Genomic DNA, 18,823 nt, shown 5'->3' with positions numbered 1-18,823 from the left:
CCTCCGCGACAACGCCGTGAGGGCCGCGACCTCGCGGTCACGGCCCTCACGCTCCATGTGTCCGAGGGGGGACTTGAACCCCCACGCCCGATAAAGGGCACTAGCACCTCAAGCTAGCGCGTCTGCCATTCCGCCACCCGGACAAGGTGTCTGTCGCGCGGGTTTCCCCCCGCGGCGACGACGTAAACATTACCAGGTGTTCAGGGGTGGCCGATCAACCCCGCCCGGCGGCGCCGTCGGCCGAACGGTGCAGGACCGGCCGGACCGGGTCTTGGGGCCCGTCCGCGGGGGAGGGAGGATGAGGGCGAGCCACCAGCGGGAACACCAGCAGCGGGAGGAAGCACGTGAGCCAGACGGACACGGCCAGGGGCGTCACCGGTGAGGACGAGGTCGTGGACCTCTGCCGCGAGCTGATCCGGATCGACACCAGCAACTACGGCGACCACTCGGGCCCCGGCGAGCGCAAGGCGGCCGAGTACGTCGCCGAGAAGCTCGCCGAGGTGGGTCTCGAACCGCAGATCTTCGAGTCCCATCCGGGACGCGCCTCCACGGTGGCCCGGATCGAGGGCGAGGACCCGTCCCGGCCCGCCCTGCTCATCCACGGGCACACCGACGTCGTACCGGCCAACGCGGACGACTGGACCCACCACCCGTTCTCCGGTGAGATCGCCGACGGATGCGTGTGGGGCCGCGGGGCGGTCGACATGAAGGACATGGACGCGATGACCCTCGCGGTCGTCCGCGACCGCCTGCGCAGCGGACGCAAGCCCCCGCGCGACATCGTCCTCGCCTTCCTCGCGGACGAGGAGGCAGGCGGCACGTACGGCGCCAAGCATCTGGTGCGCCGGCACCCCGAGCTGTTCGAGGGCGTCACCGAGGCGATCGGCGAGGTCGGCGGCTTCTCCTTCACCGTCAACGAGAAGCTGCGCCTCTACCTCGTCGAGACCGCCGAGAAGGGCATGCACTGGATGCGGCTCACCGTCGACGGCACCGCCGGCCACGGTTCGATGACCAACGACGACAACGCCATCACCGAGCTGTGCGAGGCCGTCGCCCGCCTCGGCCGGCACAAGTGGCCGGTCAGGGTCACCAAGACCGTGCGCGCCTTCCTGGACGAACTCTCCGACGCGCTCGGCACCGAGCTCGATCCGGAGAACATGGACGAGACGCTCGCCAAGCTCGGCGGCATCGCCCGCATGATCGGCACCACCCTGCGCAACTCCGCCGCGCCCACCCAGCTCGGCGCCGGCTACAAGGTCAACGTCATCCCGGGCCAGGCCACCGCGCACGTCGACGGCCGGTTCCTGCCCGGCTACGAGGAGGAGTTCCTCGCCGACCTCGACCGCATCCTCGGTCCGCGCGTGCGGCGCGAGGACGTGCACTCCGACAAGGCCCTGGAGACCGACTTCGACGGCAGGCTCGTCGACGCCATGCAGACCGCCCTGCGCGCCGAGGACCCGATCGCCCGGGCCGTGCCGTACATGCTCTCCGGCGGCACCGACGCCAAGTCCTTCGACGACCTCGGCATCCGCTGCTTCGGCTTCGCGCCGCTGCGGCTGCCCCCGGAGCTGGACTTCGCGGGCATGTTCCACGGGGTCGACGAGCGGGTCCCGGTGGACGGTCTGAAGTTCGGCGTGCGGGTGCTCGACCGTTTCCTGGACGCCTCCTGAGACGGCGACCCGATGAACCCGGTATTCGTGCAGGCGTACGGGGTTGACTGGGAAGGGTGAATGCGACCATAAGCTCGTAGCCTCATTACTTCCTCCTCGTTACCCGTGATGTGATCCGCGACTTTGGATCGCTTTGCCAACAAGGAGGAATAATGCTCAAGAAGGTCGTCGCTGTCGCGGCCGCCACTGGTGGTCTGGTTCTCGCGGGCGCGGGCATGGCCGCCGCCGACTCGGGCGCCCAGGGTGCCGCCGTGCACTCCCCGGGTGTCCTTTCCGGCAACGTCATCCAGGCGCCGATTCACGTTCCCGTGAACGTCTGCGGCAACACGGTCTCCGTGATCGGGCTGCTGAACCCGGCCTTCGGCAACACCTGCGTCAACGCGTGACGTTGTGCCTCGCCCTCTAGGGCACGCCCGCTGAGGGCTCGAGCCGCTCGGCCCCGGAGCGCGCGCCATGCGCTCCGGGGCCGACCGGTATCTGAATACGTCGGAACACCGGGAATTCAAGTGGAACGCCGATTCCCGGCACCAGGTGAAGGCAGGGAATTCAGCAATGCGACAGGTCACCCGCAAGGGCCTGATGACCATGGCGGCCGCCACGGGTGTGCTCGCCGCCGCGGGCGGGGCCGCCCACGCCGACTCCGGAGCGGCGGGCGCCGCGGCCGGCTCGCCCGGCGTGCTCTCCGGGAACACGGTGCAGGCGCCGGTGCACGCGCCGGTCAACGTCTGCGGCAACACGGTCAACGTCGCCGGTCTCCTCAACCCGTCCGTGGGTAACTCCTGCGCCGACGAGGGCGGTGCCCCGTCCGACGGACACGACGGAACCGGCGGCGCACAGGCCGACGGCAACACCGGCGACTCGCCCGGCGTGGGCTCCGGCAACCAGGTCCAGGCCCCGGTCCACGTCCCGGTGAACGTCTGCGGCAACAGCGTGAACGTCCTCGCGGCCGGGAACGCCACCGAGGGCAACGACTGCGCGAACGGCAACCCCGGCCAGGAGACGCCGGAACAGCCCGGCGACCCGGGCAGCCCCGAGCAGCCGGACAACCCCGGCGACGAGCCGAGCACCCCGGCCACCCCGGGCGACGACACCCCGCGCGGCAACCAGCCGGACACCCACACCGCCACCCAGCCCCAGGCCGACGCGGAGCTGGCCCGGACCGGCAGCGAGCTGCCCATGGGCCTCGCCCTGCCGGCCGGCGCGGGCGCGCTGCTCGCAGGAGCGGTCCTCTACCGCAAGGCCCGCAGCGCCGCCTGACACCGGGCACACGGAGCGGGCCCCGCGACCGCGGGGCCCGCTCCGTGTCTGATTCCGGTCGGGTGTCCGCACCTCACCAGGTGGCGCGCACCTGGCGGATGATCCGCCGCCGCAACCGCACCCTGCGGCTGCCGTCACGCATCAGCGTCAGGCGGTACAGCTCCCAGTGACCGTACTCGGCATGGTCCGTCAGCAGGCGTGCCGTCTCCTTGCGGGAGACCCCGCGCGGCACGTACACGTCGACAAATTCGTATTCCGGCATCGCATCTATTGTGCGGGCGCGGCCCCGGTACGGATAGCGTCTGCACTATGTCTGATGCTGCGCAGCCCACCGCTGCCGAGGTACGCGCCGCCGCCGAGGCGGTCAAGACCGCGCTCGACCGCCACCTGGCCGCGGTCGAACGCCGGTCGGGGGAGGACGACCCGGCCGTCTACGAGGCGTTCAACCAGCTGGCCGCGGCCGCGGAGACGTACGACGAACTGCTCTACGACCGCTACGACGAGGTCACCCCCTTCGAGATCCCCGGTGCCGAGGACACGCTGCCGTACACCGGCCCCGAGGAGCCGAACACGGTCAGCGTGCTGATCCGCCGTGACTACGCCGTCGCGGAACCGCAGCGGCTGCTGGCGCACGCCCAGCGGATCGAGGCGGCGGACGACGAGGGCTCGGAGGCTTCGGGGACCGTCCACGGCGCGCTCGGGCTGCTGTTCGGCGAGTTCGAGCCGGACGAGATCGCGTCCCGGCACAAGGAGTTCGGCCTCGAGGAAGGCGACTCCACGCTCTGGGTGACGGCGACGGACGAAGCCCCGGACCCCGGCGAGTGGCTCGAGGCACCGTTCGACGAGGTGGACCCGCAGCACGTGGTCTGCCGCTTCGACGTCAGCGCGGTCTTCGACGACGACATCGACGACGACACCGAAGACGACCTGGAGGACGACACCGTTCCGACGCTGGACGAGGACGAGGACCTGGAACCGCTCGACGCGGACCGCTGACCCTCCGCACGACACGCGGCGGCACTGCGGGTGCCGCCGCGCCTCAGCTTTCGGCGCCCGCCGGAACCTGGGGCGCCAGCAGCACCGGCAACCGGGTCGTCCGCGGCTTGGCGGGCACCTCCGCCACGGCGCGCGGCAGCGCCTGCTCCACCCCGTGCACCACGGACAGATGCCGGCCGGCCCGGCTGAAGGCCGTGTACACCCAGGGCCGGCTCAGTGCCTGGGCGGCATCACCGGGCAGCACCACGACCACCGCGGGCCACCGACAGCCCACCGCCTGGTGCGCGGTCAGCGCCCAGCCGTGCCGTACGGTCTGCTCCACCCGGTCGCGCGGTACGACGACCTCCTCGCCCCCGCACACCAGGTGCAGCCCCTCGCCGTCGGCCCGCACCACGCTCCCCGGCACCGTGTGCCCCGGGGCGGGGGAGTAGGCGACCCGGTCACCCGGATCGAATCCGCCGAAGCGCCCCGGCCCCGGATTGAGCTGCTCCTTCAGCGCCGCGTTCAGCGCACGCGTACCCACCGCACCCCCGTGGCCGGGGGTGATCACCTGGGTCTCCTCCGCCGGCACCCCGATGGCGCGGGGCACGGAGTCCGCCACCAGCTGCACGGTCCGGTGCACGGCCTCGCCCGCGTCCCGCACCGGCACGATCACGACCTCCTTGCCGGGCGCCGCCACCTGGTTCAGCTCGCCGACGCCGATCCCGGAGACCAGTTCGCCCAGCGGCCCGGGGTCCGGCCGCCGCGAGGCGATCTGCGGACAGATCCGCGCCGCCAGCAGGTCCGCGAACACCCGCCCGGGCCCCACCGACCACAGCACCCCGGGATCACCGGACAGCACCAGCCGCGCCCCGTCCGGCAGCGACTCCGTCACCAGCGCCGCGGCCTCGACATCCAGCTGGGGGGCATCGAGCACCACCAGCAGATCGACGTCCAGCGCGCCGTCGGCGTCCCTCCCCGGGCCCTCGGCACCGGACAGCAGCCCGGCGACCGTGGCGACACCGGGACCCTCGACCAGCTCAGCGAACCGCGCACGTCCCATCGGGCCGTGGGCCGCGGCCCAGACCCGCAGCCCCAGACCGTGCGCCGCGTCGAGCAGGGCGGCGGGCTCGGCCAGCGAGGCCTCCCCGCCGGTGTGCAGCACCAGCCCGTGCCCCGCGGCCGCGCGGATCAGCTCGGCGGCGGAGCCCTCCGCGGCGGCCGCCGCATGCTCCCACTCCTCGCCCTCCTGCTTGGGCACGGAGTTGACCAGCCGGGCCAGACCGTCGGCGAGGCTCTCCTCCGCCATGGCGAAGCGCTCCAGCCCCACCAGGATCCGAGCCGGCTGTTCCTCGTCCTCCCCGAGGCCGTCCTGGAAGACGAGAACGTCGCCCTCCGCAATGGCGTTCTGGACGGCCTCCTCGGGCTCCGGCACCCCCTGTCGGCCCAGCGCGTCGGCCAGCGCGGCCATCTCGAGAACGGTGTGCCCCGCCAACGCCGCCTGCTCCAGCAGCCACACGGCGACCGCGCGCCCCCGCCGCTCGTCGTCCGGTCCGGCCTCGGCACCGAGAAGCGCCCGGGCGAACCCGTCGGCCTGCTCGGGCCGCACCCCGATGACCCGCAGCAACTGCCAGGGATCGGCACGCAGCACCTCGGCGGCCCCCTCGCCCAGCGTGCCGGCGGCCTGCGGGGCGAGCCCCTCCGGAGCACCCCCCTGGACCAGCACCGCCCGTACGGCCTCGACGGCACCGGCGGCGGGCACACCGCCCGGAGCCTCGGCCGGCGCCCGCCGCACGGGCTCGGGAGCGGGCCGGCGCGGCGCGGGCCGGGCCTCGTCGAACACGGTGGCGGCCGGCTTCTCCCCGCTCTCCACGGCGCGCACGGCGGCCAGCAGATCGGCGGCCGTGCCGCTCAGCTTGGCGCCGGCCTCGACCGGTCCCTGCCGCTCGGCCTTCCGCCGCTCGATCCGCTCCCGCTCGAGGCGCTGGGCGGCCAGTTCGGCCTCGGCCTCGGACACGTGCGCACCCTCGGCGTCGGGGCTCTCGGGCTCGGCGTCCTCGGTGCTCACAGCGTGCTCCAGTCGTGATCGGGATAGCGGTGCACGGGCGCCGACACATCGTCCAGCGCCCGGCAGATCTCGTCAGGAAGACTAAGGGCCTCCACTGACAATGCCGCCGTGAGCTGCTGGGCGTTGCGCGCGCCGACGATGGGAGCGGCCACACCGGGCCGGTCCCGGACCCAGGCGAGCGCCACCTGCAGCGCGGTCACGGCGAGCCCGTCCGCCGCCGTCGTCACGGCGTCCACGATCCGGCTCGCCGTGTCGTCGAGGTACGGCGCGACGAAGGGCGCGAGGTGCTCCGAGGCGCCGCGGGAGTCGGGCGGGGCGGCGTCGCCCCGGTACTTGCCGCTGAGCACGCCCCGTCCGAGCGGTGAGGTCGGCAGGAGTCCTATCCCCAGATCGAGGGCGGCGGGCAGCACTTCACGCTCCACACCGCGCTGCAGCAGCGAGTACTCCATCTGCGTACTCGCCAGCCGGGTCCGCGTCCCCGGCACGGCCAGCTGCCAGGTCGCCGCCTTGGCCAGCTGCCAGCCGCAGAAGTTGGAGACACCGGCATAGCGCACGCGCCCGCTGCCGACGGCGATGTCGAGGGCCTGCAGCGTCTCGTCCAGCGGGGTGGCGGGATCGTAGGCGTGGATGTGCCACACGTCGACGTAGTCGGTGCCGAGGCGGGAGAGCGAGGCGTCCAGTGCCGCGAGCAGATGCCCCCGCGAGCCGTCGAACCGGCGATCGGGGTCGGGGACGCTGCCGGCCTTGGTCGAGATCACGAGGTCCCGGCGCGGAACGAGCCCGTCCATCAGCCTTCCGAGCAGATACTCGGCCTCTCCGTCGCCGTACACGTCGGCCGTGTCGACGAGGGTGCCGCCGGCCTCCCAGAAGGTCTTCAGGAGGTCCGCCGCGTCGTGCTCGTCGGTGTCCCGACCCCAGGTCAGGGTCCCGAGCCCGATCCGGGACACACGCAGGCCGGTACGGCCGAGATGCCTCTGCTCCATGAACGCCGAGATTACTGGCCGGAGGCGCGGGTGTGAGGGCCTGTGGACAACCGATTTCCAAGTGCCCGGCGTGGATGTGGGCCGGGGGTGGGTTGCGCAGCCCGGCGCCCGCGAGGTGCCGTCGCGCCCACCCGTGCCGCCCTGCGGCACGAATGCCCGCGGATCGCGGCAGCGGGCCGCGGAAGCGACGGCGAGGAAGCGGCGGGCAGCAGCCGCGTACGACGCGCAGCGCGGATCGCGTGGGCGCGGGAATGTCGCCGACGGCGGGGAGGGGACGGGGCGGGGGTGTCCGCCCGCAGTGGCTGGCGCGTCCGCACCCCGCGCCCCCACCAACAAGCCCCATCGCGCCAGTCCGAGGACGGACACCCCCGCCCCGGCCCCGCACCACCCACCCACCCACCGTGGGCGCTACCCAAGCCCCCACCCCACCCGCACCTGCGCCGCAGGCATCCCCCCCACCCACCGGAGGTATAAGGTCTCCGCACAAGCGACGTTACTCATCGGTAAGGGGAGACGGCCATGCAGCTAGGGATCAACCTCGGCTACTGGGGCGCCGGAATGGACGCGGACAATCTCGCCGTGGCCCAGGAAGCCGACCGCCTCGGATACGCGGTCTGCTGGGCCGCAGAGGCCTACGGTTCCGACGCCGCCACGGTGCTCACCTGGGTCGCCGCCCAGACCCGGCGCATCGACGTCGGCTCCGCCATCTTCCAGATCCCCGCCCGCCAGCCCGCGATGACCGCGATGACCGCGGCCACCCTCGACTCCCTCTCCGGCGGCCGCTTCCGCCTCGGCCTCGGCGTCTCCGGCCCCCAGGTCTCCGAGGGCTGGTACGGCGTCAAGTTCGACAAGCCCCTCGCCCGTACCCGCGAGTACGTCGAGATCATCCGCAAGGCCATGACCCGCGAACGCCTCACCCACGACGGCGAACACTGGACCCTCCCCCTCCCCGGCGGCCCCGGCAAGCCCATCAAGCTCACCGTGCACCCGCAGCGCGAGCACATCCCCCTCTACATCGCCGCGATCGGCCCGAAGAACCTCGAACAGACCGGCGAGATCGCCGACGGCGCCCTGCTGATCTTCCCCTCCGCCGACCACCTCGAGGAAACCGCCGTCCGGCACATCCGCGCCGGCCGCGAGAAAGCCGGCAAGACCCTCGACGGCTTCGACATCTGCCCCACGCTCCCCCTGGCGGTCGGCGACGACAAGGACGTCACCACCCTCGCCGACACCTTCCGCCCCTACACGGCGCTGTACGTCGGCGGCATGGGCAGCCGCAAGCAGAACTTCTACAACCAGCTCGCCCAGCGCATGGGCTACGAGCAGGAGGCCGCCGACATCCAGGACAAGTACCTGTCCGGCGACAAGCAGGCCGCGGCGGCGGCCGTCCCCCACGACCTGATCGACAAGACGACTCTCCTCGGCTCCGTCGACCGCATCGCCGACCGCATGAAGGCCTACGCCGCCGCCGGAGTCACCACCCTCACCCTCGCTCCGGCCGGCTTCACGCTCGACGAGCGTCTCGCGTCGCTCCGCGCCGGCACCGAGGCCCTGGAGCGGGCCGGCCTCGCCTGACCGCGCAAACGTCACCGCGGCCGTGGTGGGGGCTCGGGGGTCCACCCCGCCACGGCCGTCACCCACATCAACGCCCCACCGCCCCCACGGTCACGCCCTGATGCACCCGCGCACGTACTCCTTTTGGCGGAGTTGTCCGACGCGCATGTTGCCGCACCCGGCCTCTCGCATTTGACTCGTTCTTTGCGGAACCGCAGCAGTTCAGCACCGCGAAGCCCGCGGAGAGGTGGCCCATCATGCTTTCGGCGAAGAGCCTGTTCCAGGAGATTCTCGACAACGACGAGTCGTTCGCCCTGTTCTGCTCCATCGCGGCGAGCGGCGAGTCCCAAGGGGGCTGGGAGAACGCCCGCATCGCCGCGCTGGTCCCCGAAACCCAGCGCGAACTCGCCCCAAAGATCACCAGGCACGGCGCCGACGAGGACAAACACGGCCGCATCTTCAACGCGTTGATGAAGAAGCGCGGCCTGCAGCCCGTCCCGGTGCCCCCGGACACCGACTACACGATGCTCCTGGAAAAACACGGCATCGGCCTGGCCCACGACCAGCTCAAACGCGACGAGCCGCTCACCGTCCAGGACATCGTCACCTACCTGGCGCACAGCAGGGTCACCGAACAGCGGGCCTCGGAGCAGATGGAACTGCTCCGCAAGCACTTCGCCGACCACCCGGACCTGGGCCGCGCGGTCAAGATGATCTCGGCCGACGAGGACAACCACCTGGCCTACTGCCACGAGGAGCTGCTGCGCTTCGCGTACGCCGGACACGGCAGGACCATCCAGCGCACCCTGCGCGAGTGCGCGCTCGCGGAGATCCGCGTCTACCGGGACGTGAGCCTCGCGGTGATGGCCCACATGGGCCGCATCCTGGGCTGGCCCAAGCCCAAGGCGGCGATCCTGGCGGCGGGCATCCACGCCGTGTACGCGTACGAACGCGTGGCGGGCTGGCGCCGCATGGTCTCCCTCAGAATGCCCGACCGCCGCAACGCACTGGGCGGCCCCGCGACCCCGGAACCGGAAGTGGCCTGACAGCGAACCACCCCACCGGCCAAACCACCCACCGGCCAAACCACCCCACCAGCCCCCTACATCCACCCCCGCCGCTTGAACAGCCGGTACAACAGCACCTCCAGCCCACCCATCACCACGATCACCACCGGATACGACCACTCCCACCGCAACTCCGGCATGTGCTCGAAGTTCATCCCGTAGATCCCCGCGATCATCGTGGGGATCGCGGCCATCGCCGCCCACGCGGAGATCTTCCGCATGTCGTCGTTCTGCCGCACGCTCATCTGCGCCAGATGCGCCGACAGAATGTCCGAGACCAGCCGGTCCAGCCCTTCCACGGACTCGTTCACCCGGGTGAGGTGATCGTGCACGTCACGGAAGAACGGACGCGCCCGGTCCTCCACGAACGGCACGCCCGCCCCGAACGTCCCCACCCCGGCCAGCCGCGTCATCGGCAGCGCCAACGGCCCCGTCGCCCGCCGGAACTCGAGGATCTGCCGCTTGAAGTCGTAGATCCGGGAGGCGGTGTTCCGCGACCCGCCCCCCTCCGGTGTGAAGACCTCGGCCTCCAGCCCCTCCAGATCGGCCTGCAGCTCGGTCGCCACCTCCAGATAATGGTCGACGACGGCGTCGGACACCGCGTACAGCACCGACGTGGGCCCTTCTCCCAGCAGCTCGGGCTCCCGCTCCAGGCGGTTGCGCACCGCTGCCAGCGGAGCACCCTCCCCGTGCCGCACGGTCACCGCGAACGAGTCACCGAGGAAGATCATGATCTCGCCGGAGGAGACGGTGTCGCTCTGCGGCTCGTACACCACCGGTTTCAGCACCACGAACAGCGAGTCGTCGTACACCTCGAGCTTGGGCCGCTGATGCGCCTTGAGAGCGTCCTCCACCGCGAGCGGATGCAACGCGAACTCCTGCGAGACCAGTTCGAACTCGTCCGCCGACGGCTCGTGCAGCCCGATCCAGACGAAGCCCCCCGCCGACCGCGCCTCGTCCAGCGCGTCGGAGAAGTCACGGGGCCCCTCCGAGCGATGCCCCTCCCGGTAGATGGCACAGTCGACGATCACGAAACGTCTTCTCCTTCCTCGTCGCGGACACCCGACACGCGCGTACGCCTACCCTGGGCCGCATGCCCACATTGCTCCTGGTCCGGCACGGACGTTCCACCGCCAACACCGAGGGACTGCTCGCCGGCCGGACGCCCGGCGTCTCCCTCGACGATCGCGGGGCCGCGCAGGCCGCCGCACTGCCCGGGCGGCTCGCCGAGCTGCCGCTTGCCGAGATCGTCACCAGCCCGCTCCAGCGCTGCCGGGAGACGATCCGGCCGCTGCTGGACGCCCGCCCCGGCGTGACCGCGCACACCGACGAGCGCATCACCGAGTGCGACTACGGCGACTGGACGGGCCGCAAACTCGCCGAGCTCAACGACGAGCCACTCATGGAGATCGTGCAGGCACACCCGTCGTCGGCGGCCTTCCCCGGCGGGGAGTCCATGCGCGCGATGCAGACGCGCGCCGCCGAGGCCGTGCGCGAGTGGAACGCGCGCGTGGAGCGCGAGCACGGTGCCGACGCCGTGTATCTCATGTGCTCGCACGGCGACATCATCAAGTCTCTCGTCGCGGACGCACTGGGACTTCATCTGGACCTCTTCCAGCGGATTTCCGTTGAACCGTGTTCCATCACCGCGATCCGTTACACACGGCTGCGCCCGTTTCTCGTACGGCTCGGGGACACCGGTGACTTCGCGTCCCTGGCGCCGCGCGAGGAGCCGCCCGCCGACGACGCCACGGTCGGGGGCGACGCGGGCGCACCGTGATCGTCGGCCGCAGTAGGGTGAAGCGATCGCAGCAGTGCGCTTTGCGTTCGTACCGCCCGTGAACAGCCCGCCCCGTTCCCACGACTTTCACCCGTTCCCACGACTCTCACCCGTTCCCACGACTCTCAATGGAGACAGGACGTGTCCCGTCAGGTGTTCCTCTACGACCAGCCGGAACGTTTCGTGGCCGGTACGGTCGGACTGCCAGGGCGCCGTACGTTCTTCCTCCAGGCCTCCGCCGGCTCCCGGGTGACCAGCGTGGCCCTGGAGAAGACCCAGGTCGCCGCGCTCGCCGAGCGCATGGACGAGCTCCTGGACGAGGTCGTACGCCGCAGCGGCGGCAGCGCCGCGGTGCCCGCCATGGCGCCGACCGAGGTGGCCGACACCGCCCCGCTGGACACCCCCGTCGAGGAGGAGTTCCGCGTCGGCACCATGGCGCTCGCCTGGGACGGCGAGGACCAGCGCATGATCGTCGAGGCGCAGGCGCTCGTCGAACTGGACGCCGACTCCGAGGAGGACCTGGCCGAGGCCGAGGAGCGGCTGCTCCAGGACGAGGAGAACGGGCCTCCGATGCTCCGCGTCCGGCTGACCGGCTCGCAGGCCCGGGCCTTCGCCAAGCGCGCCCTGGACGTCGTCAACGCGGGGCGGCCGCCGTGTCCGCTGTGCAGCCTCCCGCTCGACCCGGAGGGACACGTATGTCCGCGCCAGAACGGATACCGCCGCGGAGCGTGACGACCGTCGACCCGGCCGCCGCGGAACTGCTCGCCCAGGGCGAGCTGACCGTGCGCGGACGCATCCGTGAGGCGTCGAACGCGGCGCTGTACTGCACCGTCACCCACGAGGGACGAGAGGCCGCCTGCATCTACAAGCCGGTCGCGGGGGAGCGGCCCCTGTGGGACTTCCCCGACGGCACGCTCGCCGCGCGCGAGGTCGCCGCGTACGAGGTGTCGGAGGCGACCGGGTGGGGGCTCGTACCGCCCACCGTGCTGCGGGAGGGCCCCTACGGCGAGGGCATGTGCCAGCTGTGGGTGGACACGGCGCCCGGCACGGAGTTCCTCGCCCTGGTGGACGGTGAGGAGCCCGAGCCGGGCTGGAAGGCGATCGGTTTCGCGGAGGTCGGTGAGGGCCGCACCGCCCTGCTCGTGCACGCCGACGACGAGCGGCTGCGCCGGCTGGCCGTGTTCGACGCGGTGATCAACAACGCCGACCGCAAGGGCGGCCACCTCCTGCCCACCGCGGAAGGACGGCTCTACGGCATCGACCACGGGGTCACCTTCAACGCCGAGGACAAGCTGCGCACGCTGCTGTGGGGCTGGGCGGGGGAGCCCCTGCCGCAGGAGGCCCTGGAGGTCCTGGAGCGCCTCAGGGACACCCTCACCGCCGCGGGCCCGCTCACCGCGATCCTCACCCCCCTGATCACCCCCGCGGAGATCGACGCCACGCGCGCCCGTGTCGACTCCCTGCTCAGCACCGGAGTGCACCCGCATCCGGGCACCGACTGGCCGGCCATTCCCTGGCCCCCGGTCTGACCACCCCGGAGGTCACCGCGCACGACCGGGCGGCCCACGGGGAAAGCACACCGCGCGGGGCGCGTGCAAGAGGGCCTTCCTGGTCATCCGGCCCGCTCCGGTTCGTATCCGGAACTCCGGTCCGGTTAGGCTCATGACATGCATGCCTGGCCCGCTTCCGAGGTCCCCGCCCTGTCCGGTCAGGGCCGCGACCTGAGGATCCACGACACCGCGACCGGGGGTCCGATCGCCCTCGACCCCGGCCCTGTCGCCCGTATCTACGTCTGCGGCATCACCCCCTACGACGCCACCCACATCGGACACGCGGCGACCTACAACGCGTTCGACCTGGTGCAGCGCGTGTGGCTCGACAACAAGCGGCAGGTTCACTACGTCCAGAACGTCACCGACGTCGACGACCCGCTGCTGGAGCGGGCCGACCGCGACGGCCTCGACTGGACCGCGCTCGCCGAACGCGAGACCGCGCTGTTCCGTGAGGACATGACGGCTCTGCGGATGCTGCCCCCGCGGCACTACATAGGCGCCGTGGAGGCGATACCCGGCATCGTCCCGGTCGTCGAACGGCTGCGCGATCTCGGCGCGACCTACGAGATCGAGGGCGACATCTACTTCTCCGTCGAGTCGGACCGGCACTTCGGCCAGATCTCCCACCTCGACGCGGCCGCGATGCGCCTGCTGTCCGCCGAGCGCGGCGGCGACCCGGACCGGCCGGGCAAGAAGAACCCCGTCGACCCGATGCTCTGGATGGCCGCCCGCGAGGGAGAGCCGAGCTGGGACGGCGGCTCCCTCGGCCGGGGCCGCCCCGGCTGGCACATCGAGTGCGTGGCCATCGCCCTCGACCACCTCGGCATGGGTTTCGACGTCCAGGGCGGCGGCTCCGACCTCGTCTTCCCGCACCACGAGATGGGCGCCTCGCACGCCCAGGTGCTCACCGGCGCATTCCCCATGGCCAAGGCGTACGTCCACGCCGGCATGGTGGCACTGCACGGCGAGAAGATGTCCAAGTCCAAGGGCAACCTGGTGTTCGTGTCGCAACTGCGGCGCGACGGCGTGGACCCTGCCGCCATCCGGCTGGCGCTGCTCGCCCACCACTACCGCGCGGACTGGGAGTGGACCGACCAGGTCCTCCAGGACGCCGTGACCCGCCTGGAACACTGGCGGGCCGCCGTCTCCCGCCCCGACGGCCCGCCCGCCGAGGCCCTGGTGGAGGAGATCCGCGAGGCCCTCGCCAACGATCTGGACGCCCCGGCCGCACTGGCGGCCGTCGACCGCTGGACCGTCCTCCAGGAGGAGACCGGAGGCAGCGACACCGGCGCACCCGGCATCGTCTCCCGCGCGGTGGACGCGCTGCTCGGCGTGGCCCTGTAAGCGACCGGCGACCGTACACACGAACGAGGGCGCCCCTTCCCGCGAGGAAGGGGCGCCCTCGTTCTCGTTCGCGATCCGGTCAGTCGTCCGACGGCTCCTCGCCGTCCGCGTCCGTCTCCGGCTTGGGCGGCTTCGGCGGCCGGGCCCGGCCGCCCGGCCCCTCCCGCCGGTATGACGGACCGTCCGAGCCGTCCGCCGTGGCATGCCCGCCCGGCGGCCCCGACGCCCCGTCACGGCGCCGCAGATAGCGCTCGAACTCGCGGGCGATCGCCTCGCCCGACGCCTCCGGCAGTTCGGCGGTGTCCCGCGCCTCCTCCAGCGTCTGGACGTACTCGGCCACCTCGCTGTCCTCCGCGGCCAGTTGGTCCACACCCACCTGCCAGGCACGCGCGTCCTCGGGCAGCTCGCCCAGCGGGATGCGCACGTCGATCAGGTCCTCCAGGCGGTTGAGGAGGGCCAGCGTGGCCTTCGGGTTGGGCGGCTGCGAGACGTAGTGCGGGACCGCCGCCCACAGCGACACCGCGGGCACGCCCGCGTGGGTGCACGCCTCCTGGAGGATGCCGACGATGCCCGTGGGGCCCTCGTACTTGGTCTCCTCCAGGTCCATGCGGCGGGCCAGCTCGGGATCGGACGTGGTCCCGCTGATCGGGACCGGACGGGTGTGCGGGGTGTCGCCGAGCAGCGCGCCCAGCACGACCACCAGCTCCACGCCGAGTTCATGTGCGAAACCGAGGATCTCGTTGCAGAACGAGCGCCACCGCATGGACGGTTCGATGCCGCGGACCAGTACCAGGTCGCGTGGTGTGTCACCGCCGACCCGGACCACCGACAGCCGCGTCGTCGGCCAGGTGATCTTGCGGACGCCGCCGTCCATGAACACCGTGGGGCGGTTCACCTGGAAGTCGTAGTAGTCCTCGGCGTCCAGTGCCGCGAACACCTCGCCCTTCCACTCCCTGTCCAGGTGCGCGACCGCGGTGGAGGCCGCGTCACCGGCATCGTTCCAGCCCTCGAACGCGGCCACCATGACCGGGTCGATCAGCTCGGGAACCCCCTCGAGCTCGATCACCCAGCGCCTCCTTCCGACGTGCCCTCGCGTACGGCCCCAACCTTACGGCGTGCCCACGGGGCGCCCGCAGCCCCCCGACAAGGGGAGGTGCCCCCATCACTGCCCCGTGCGGCACCGGGAAACACTCCTCGTCGGTGCGGGGGACCCGGAGGCGGAAGACACGGTTCACGGCCGGAGCGGCACGCCGCCACCCGACGACGAAGCCCGGCGCCGCCGGCTGGAGTTGCGGACCCGCACGCGAAGGGGGGCGGCTCCGTCGGCGCGGAGCCGCCCCCTTCCCGCTACCGGCTCCCGTGCGGGGGAGCCGGGGGACCGGCGGTCACTTCTTGTCGAGCAGGTCCTGTACGTTCGCGCGGACCTCGTCCGTGGCCAGGCCCCGGATGGTCAGCGTGGTGCGGCGACGCAGCACGTCGTCCGCGGTCTGAGCCCACTCGTGGTCCCGGGCCCAGACGACCTGCGCCCAGATCTCCGGGGCGTCCGGGTGGACGCGCCGGCCCAGTGCCGGGTCCTCGTTGGCCAGCCGGGCGATGTCGAAGGCCAGCGAGCCGTAGTGGGTGGCCAGGTGCTTGGCGGTGTCCGCCGCCATCCGCGGGCCGGGCGCCGGGCCGTCCACCAGCAGCCGGTGGGCCACCGCGCGGGGGTTGGCCACACCGGGCAGCGGCAGCTTCTTCGGCAGCGAGGAGACCGGCTCGAAGTCCTCGCCCAGCGGGTGACCGGGCAGCGACTGGAGCTTCTGCATCACGGTGCGGCCGATGTGGCGGAACGTGGTCCACTTGCCGCCCGCGACGGACAGCATCCCGCCCCGGCCCTCGGTGACGACCGTCTCCCGCTTGGCCTTGGCGGTGTCCCCGGGGCCGCCCGGCAGCACCCGCAGTCCGGCGAAGGCGTACGTGATCAGGTCACGGTCGAGCTGCTGGTCGCGGATGGAGAACGCGGCCTCGTCGAGTATCTGCGCGGTGTCCTTCTCGGTGACCGCGACGTCCGCCGGGTCGCCCTCGAACTCCTCGTCCGTGGTGCCGAGCAGCAGCATGTCCTCCCAGGGGAGGGCGAAGGTGATGCGGTACTTGTCGATCGGCGTGGCGAGCGCCGCCTTCCACGGGGAGGTCCGCTTCAGGACCAGATGCGCGCCCTTCGACAGACGGATGGACGGCGCGGCATCGGGGTCCTCCATACGGCGCAGGTGGTCGACCCAGGGGCCGGTGGCGTTCAGGACGAGGCGGGCGTTGACGCCGAACTCGTCGCCGGAGAGGCGGTCGCGCAGCTCGGCGCCGGTCACCCGGCCCTTGGTGAAGCGCAGGCCCGTCACCTCGGCGTGGTTGAGGACCACCGCGCCCGATTCGGCCGCCGCGCGGACCGTCATCAGGGCCATGCGCGCGTCGTTCATCTGGTCGTCGCCGTACACGGCGACGGCCTTGAGGTTCTCGGTGCGCAGCTCCGGCACGTCCTGCGCGGCCTTCGCCGGGGAGAGCAGGTGGCCGACGCCGTCACCGAACGCGGACAGCGCCGAGTACGCGAAGACGCCGGCCCCGAGCTTCGCCGCGCCGTGCGGCCCGCCCTTGTACACGGGGAGGTAGAACGTGAGCGGGTTCGCCAGGTGGGGGGCCACCTGCCGGGAGACCGCACGGCGCTCGAAGTGGTTCTCCGCCACCAGCCTCACCGCGCCGGTCTGCAGGTACCGCAGGCCGCCGTGGAGCAGCTTGGAGGAGGCGGAGGAGGTGGCGCCGGCGAAGTCACCGGCGTCCACCAGAGCCACCCTGAGGCCGGACTGCGCGGCGTGCCAGGCGGTGGAAATGCCCAGGATGCCGCCGCCGATCACGAGAAGGTCGTACGACGCCTTGGAGAGCTGCTCCCGGGTCTCGGCGCGGCTCGGGTTCGAGCCGGACGCCGGGCGCGTCCCCAGGGCAGGTACGGACTGCAGGGTGGACTGGGTGGTCATGGCGGTTCTTACTCCTCGTCCTCGAGCCAGCCCATGGTCCGCTCGACGGCCTTGAGCCAGCTCTTGTACTCACGGTCGCGGGTTTCCGCGTCCATGCGGGGGGTCCACTCGGCGGCCCGCCGCCAGTTGGCGCGCAGGTCGTCGGTGCTGTTCCAGAAGCCGACGGCGAGGCCGGCGGCGTAGGCGGCGCCGAGGCAGGTGGTCTCGGCGACCATCGGGCGCACCACGGGGGCGTCCAGGAAGTCCGAGAGCGTCTGCATCAGCAGGTTGTTGGAGGTCATGCCGCCGTCGACCTTGAGGGCGGTGAGCTCCACACCGGAGTCCTTCGTCATGGCGTCCGCGATCTCCCGCGTCTGCCAGGCGGTGGCCTCCAGCACGGCGCGCGCGAGGTGCGCCTTGGTGACGTACCGGGTCAGGCCGGCGATCACACCGCGGGCGTCGGAGCGCCAGTACGGGGCGAACAGACCGGAGAAGGCCGGCACGAAGTAGGCTCCGCCGTTGTCCTCGACGGAGAGCGCGAGGGTCTCGATCTCGGCGGCGGTGGAGATCAGGCCCATCTGGTCGCGCATCCACTGCACCAGCGAGCCGGTGACGGCGATCGAGCCCTCCAGGGCGTAGACCGTGTCCTGGTCGCCGATCTTGTAACCGACGGTGGTCAGCAGCCCGCTGTAGGAGTTGATGATCTTGTCACCGGTGTTCATCACCATGAAGGTGCCGGTGCCGTAGGTCGACTTGGTCTCGCCCTCGGAGAAGCAGGTCTGGCCGAACAGGGCCGCCTGCTGGTCGCCCAGTGCGGAGGCGACCGGGATGCCGCCGAGCAGGTCACCCAGCTTGCCGCCCTTGATCTCGCCGTAGACCTCGGCGGAGGAACGGATCTCGGGCAGCATCGCCAGCGGGACGCCGATCGACTCGGCGATCTTCTCGTCCCACTGCATGGTGTGCAGGTTCATCAGCATCGTGCGGGACGCGTTGGTGACGTCGGTGACGTGGTGGCCGCCGTCGGGACCGCCGGTCAGGTTCCAGATGACCCAGGTGTCCATGGTGCCGAAAAGGATGTCGCCCGCCTCGGCGCGCTCCTTGAGCCCGTCGACGTTGTCGAGCAGCCAGCGGGCCTTGGGGCCGGCGAAGTAGGAGGCGAGGGGGAGGCCGGTCTCGCGGCGGAAACGGTCCTGCCCGACGTTGCGGCCGAGCTCGCGGCACAGGGCGTCGGTGCGGGTGTCCTGCCAGACGATGGCGTTGTGGACGGGCTCACCGGTGTTCTTGTCCCACAGCACGGTGGTCTCGCGCTGGTTGGTGATGCCGATGGCCTTGATGTCGTCGCGGGTGATGCCGGCCTTCTCGATGGCTCCCGCGACGACCTCCTGGACGTTGGTCCAGATCTCGGTGGCGTCGTGCTCGACCCAGCCCGGCTTGGGGAAGATCTGCTCGTGCTCCTTCTGGTCGACGGAGACGATGCGTCCGTCGCGGTCGAAGACGATGCAGCGGGACGAGGTGGTCCCCTGGTCGATGGCGGCGATGAAGGGGCCGGCGGTGTGGGCGTCGGTCACTGTGTGCTCCTGGCTGTTCCTTG

General features: G+C 71.7%; 17 protein-coding genes and 1 tRNA gene. 10 read left to right on the top strand and 8 right to left on the bottom strand.

The annotated features are described in order from the left end of the window. Positions 1-58: 58 nt before the first annotated feature. Positions 59-143: transfer RNA gene (locus tag ACZ44S_RS07960), tRNA-Leu, on the bottom strand. 201 nt (positions 144-344) lie between these two features. On the opposite strand from ACZ44S_RS07960, the gene ACZ44S_RS07955 reads away from it, so the two are divergent. The 3 genes from ACZ44S_RS07955 (at position 345) to ACZ44S_RS07945 (ending at position 2,927) form a co-directional block, all read left to right on the top strand. Then, positions 345-1,670 carry a M20/M25/M40 family metallo-hydrolase gene (locus ACZ44S_RS07955; RefSeq protein ID WP_466925700.1) on the top strand — a complete coding sequence of 442 codons (1,326 nt, stop codon included), beginning with the start codon at positions 345-347 and terminating at the stop codon, positions 1,668-1,670. 152 nt (positions 1,671-1,822) lie between these two features. Further along, complete coding sequence (gene chpH / locus ACZ44S_RS07950) at positions 1,823-2,056, top strand: chaplin ChpH (RefSeq protein ID WP_466925697.1); 234 nt, start codon at positions 1,823-1,825, stop codon at positions 2,054-2,056. A 166-nt stretch (positions 2,057-2,222) separates the two neighbouring features. Then, on the top strand, positions 2,223-2,927 hold the full coding sequence (locus ACZ44S_RS07945) for a chaplin (RefSeq protein ID WP_466925694.1): 705 nt from the start codon (positions 2,223-2,225) through the stop codon (positions 2,925-2,927). 73 nt (positions 2,928-3,000) lie between these two features. On the opposite strand, the gene ACZ44S_RS07940 is transcribed toward ACZ44S_RS07945, so the two are convergent. Continuing rightward, the gene (locus tag ACZ44S_RS07940) at positions 3,001-3,189 is read right to left on the bottom strand and encodes a DUF5703 family protein (RefSeq protein WP_004933366.1); all 189 of its coding nucleotides are present in this window, start codon (positions 3,187-3,189) and stop codon (positions 3,001-3,003) included. A gap of 47 nt (positions 3,190-3,236) precedes the next feature. Between ACZ44S_RS07940 and ACZ44S_RS07935 the strand changes: the two genes are divergently transcribed. Next, entirely contained in the window at positions 3,237-3,923 is a 687-nt protein-coding gene (locus ACZ44S_RS07935; protein WP_466925691.1) for a hypothetical protein, read from the top strand. Positions 3,924-3,966: 43 nt separating this feature from the next. Here the strand turns inward: ACZ44S_RS07935 and ACZ44S_RS07930 are convergent, their stop codons facing one another. Together ACZ44S_RS07930 and ACZ44S_RS07925 are read right to left on the bottom strand one after the other, a co-directional pair. Further along, complete coding sequence (locus ACZ44S_RS07930; RefSeq protein WP_466925971.1) at positions 3,967-5,982, bottom strand: helix-hairpin-helix domain-containing protein; 2,016 nt, start codon at positions 5,980-5,982, stop codon at positions 3,967-3,969. Then, positions 5,967-6,953, bottom strand: a complete 987-nt coding sequence (locus ACZ44S_RS07925; protein ID WP_466925688.1) for an aldo/keto reductase — start codon at positions 6,951-6,953, stop codon at positions 5,967-5,969. Before ACZ44S_RS07925 ends, ACZ44S_RS07930 begins: the two co-directional genes overlap by 16 nt. A 519-nt stretch (positions 6,954-7,472) precedes the next feature. On the opposite strand from ACZ44S_RS07925, the gene ACZ44S_RS07920 reads away from it, so the two are divergent. Both ACZ44S_RS07920 and ACZ44S_RS07915 read left to right on the top strand, forming a co-directional pair. Continuing rightward, a complete protein-coding gene (locus ACZ44S_RS07920; RefSeq protein ID WP_466925685.1) occupies positions 7,473-8,528 on the top strand; it encodes an LLM class F420-dependent oxidoreductase in 1,056 nt (351 codons plus the stop codon). 236 nt (positions 8,529-8,764) lie between these two features. Continuing rightward, a complete protein-coding gene (locus ACZ44S_RS07915) occupies positions 8,765-9,553 on the top strand; it encodes a ferritin-like domain-containing protein (protein WP_466925682.1) in 789 nt (262 codons plus the stop codon). Positions 9,554-9,609: 56 nt separating this feature from the next. Here the strand turns inward: ACZ44S_RS07915 and corA are convergent, their stop codons facing one another. Next, on the bottom strand, positions 9,610-10,605 hold the full coding sequence (gene corA / locus ACZ44S_RS07910; protein WP_466925679.1) for a magnesium/cobalt transporter CorA: 996 nt from the start codon (positions 10,603-10,605) through the stop codon (positions 9,610-9,612). Positions 10,606-10,667: 62 nt separating this feature from the next. Between corA and ACZ44S_RS07905 the strand changes: the two genes are divergently transcribed. The 4 genes from ACZ44S_RS07905 to mshC all read left to right on the top strand — a co-directional run bounded on the left by ACZ44S_RS07905 (position 10,668) and on the right by mshC (position 14,251). Beyond that, positions 10,668-11,354 carry a histidine phosphatase family protein gene (locus tag ACZ44S_RS07905; RefSeq protein WP_466925676.1) on the top strand — a complete coding sequence of 229 codons (687 nt, stop codon included), beginning with the start codon at positions 10,668-10,670 and terminating at the stop codon, positions 11,352-11,354. A gap of 141 nt (positions 11,355-11,495) precedes the next feature. Further along, entirely contained in the window at positions 11,496-12,086 is a 591-nt protein-coding gene (locus ACZ44S_RS07900; protein WP_466925674.1) for a DUF3090 domain-containing protein, read from the top strand. Beyond that, on the top strand, positions 12,050-12,883 hold the full coding sequence (locus tag ACZ44S_RS07895) for an SCO1664 family protein (protein ID WP_466925671.1): 834 nt from the start codon (positions 12,050-12,052) through the stop codon (positions 12,881-12,883). The genes ACZ44S_RS07900 and ACZ44S_RS07895 overlap by 37 nt, the downstream gene beginning before the upstream one ends. A gap of 138 nt (positions 12,884-13,021) precedes the next feature. Continuing rightward, the gene (mshC, locus tag ACZ44S_RS07890; protein WP_466925668.1) at positions 13,022-14,251 is read left to right on the top strand and encodes a cysteine--1-D-myo-inosityl 2-amino-2-deoxy-alpha-D-glucopyranoside ligase; all 1,230 of its coding nucleotides are present in this window, start codon (positions 13,022-13,024) and stop codon (positions 14,249-14,251) included. A 79-nt stretch (positions 14,252-14,330) separates the two neighbouring features. On the opposite strand, the gene ACZ44S_RS07885 is transcribed toward mshC, so the two are convergent. The 3 genes from ACZ44S_RS07885 to glpK all read right to left on the bottom strand — a co-directional run bounded on the left by ACZ44S_RS07885 (position 14,331) and on the right by glpK (position 18,800). Further along, the gene (locus ACZ44S_RS07885) at positions 14,331-15,317 is read right to left on the bottom strand and encodes a PAC2 family protein (RefSeq protein WP_466925665.1); all 987 of its coding nucleotides are present in this window, start codon (positions 15,315-15,317) and stop codon (positions 14,331-14,333) included. Positions 15,318-15,636: 319 nt separating this feature from the next. Continuing rightward, on the bottom strand, positions 15,637-17,253 hold the full coding sequence (locus ACZ44S_RS07880) for a glycerol-3-phosphate dehydrogenase/oxidase (RefSeq protein WP_466925663.1): 1,617 nt from the start codon (positions 17,251-17,253) through the stop codon (positions 15,637-15,639). Positions 17,254-17,261: 8 nt separating this feature from the next. Continuing rightward, positions 17,262-18,800, bottom strand: a complete 1,539-nt coding sequence (gene glpK, locus ACZ44S_RS07875) for a glycerol kinase GlpK (protein ID WP_466925661.1) — start codon at positions 18,798-18,800, stop codon at positions 17,262-17,264. Positions 18,801-18,823 lie beyond the last annotated feature (23 nt).

Source organism: Streptomyces malachitofuscus (assembly GCF_055571035.1).
This window is presented reverse-complemented; position numbering and strand designations above follow the sequence as displayed.

Excerpts from the sequence above, each read along its gene's own strand:
- chpH (WP_466925697.1), top strand. The coding sequence starts at position 1,823 with ATGCTCAAGAAGGTCGTCGCTGTCGCGGCCGCCACTGGTGGTCTGGTT.
- ACZ44S_RS07945 (WP_466925694.1), top strand. The coding sequence starts at position 2,223 with ATGCGACAGGTCACCCGCAAGGGCCTGATGACCATGGCGGCCGCCACG.
- ACZ44S_RS07940 (WP_004933366.1), bottom strand. The coding sequence starts at position 3,189 with ATGCCGGAATACGAATTTGTCGACGTGTACGTGCCGCGCGGGGTCTCC.
- ACZ44S_RS07935 (WP_466925691.1), top strand. The coding sequence starts at position 3,237 with ATGTCTGATGCTGCGCAGCCCACCGCTGCCGAGGTACGCGCCGCCGCC.
- ACZ44S_RS07925 (WP_466925688.1), bottom strand. The coding sequence starts at position 6,953 with ATGGAGCAGAGGCATCTCGGCCGTACCGGCCTGCGTGTGTCCCGGATC.
- ACZ44S_RS07920 (WP_466925685.1), top strand. The coding sequence starts at position 7,473 with ATGCAGCTAGGGATCAACCTCGGCTACTGGGGCGCCGGAATGGACGCG.
- ACZ44S_RS07915 (WP_466925682.1), top strand. The coding sequence starts at position 8,765 with ATGCTTTCGGCGAAGAGCCTGTTCCAGGAGATTCTCGACAACGACGAG.
- ACZ44S_RS07905 (WP_466925676.1), top strand. The coding sequence starts at position 10,668 with ATGCCCACATTGCTCCTGGTCCGGCACGGACGTTCCACCGCCAACACC.
- ACZ44S_RS07895 (WP_466925671.1), top strand. The coding sequence starts at position 12,050 with ATGTCCGCGCCAGAACGGATACCGCCGCGGAGCGTGACGACCGTCGAC.
- mshC (WP_466925668.1), top strand. The coding sequence starts at position 13,022 with ATGCATGCCTGGCCCGCTTCCGAGGTCCCCGCCCTGTCCGGTCAGGGC.
- ACZ44S_RS07880 (WP_466925663.1), bottom strand. The coding sequence starts at position 17,253 with ATGACCACCCAGTCCACCCTGCAGTCCGTACCTGCCCTGGGGACGCGC.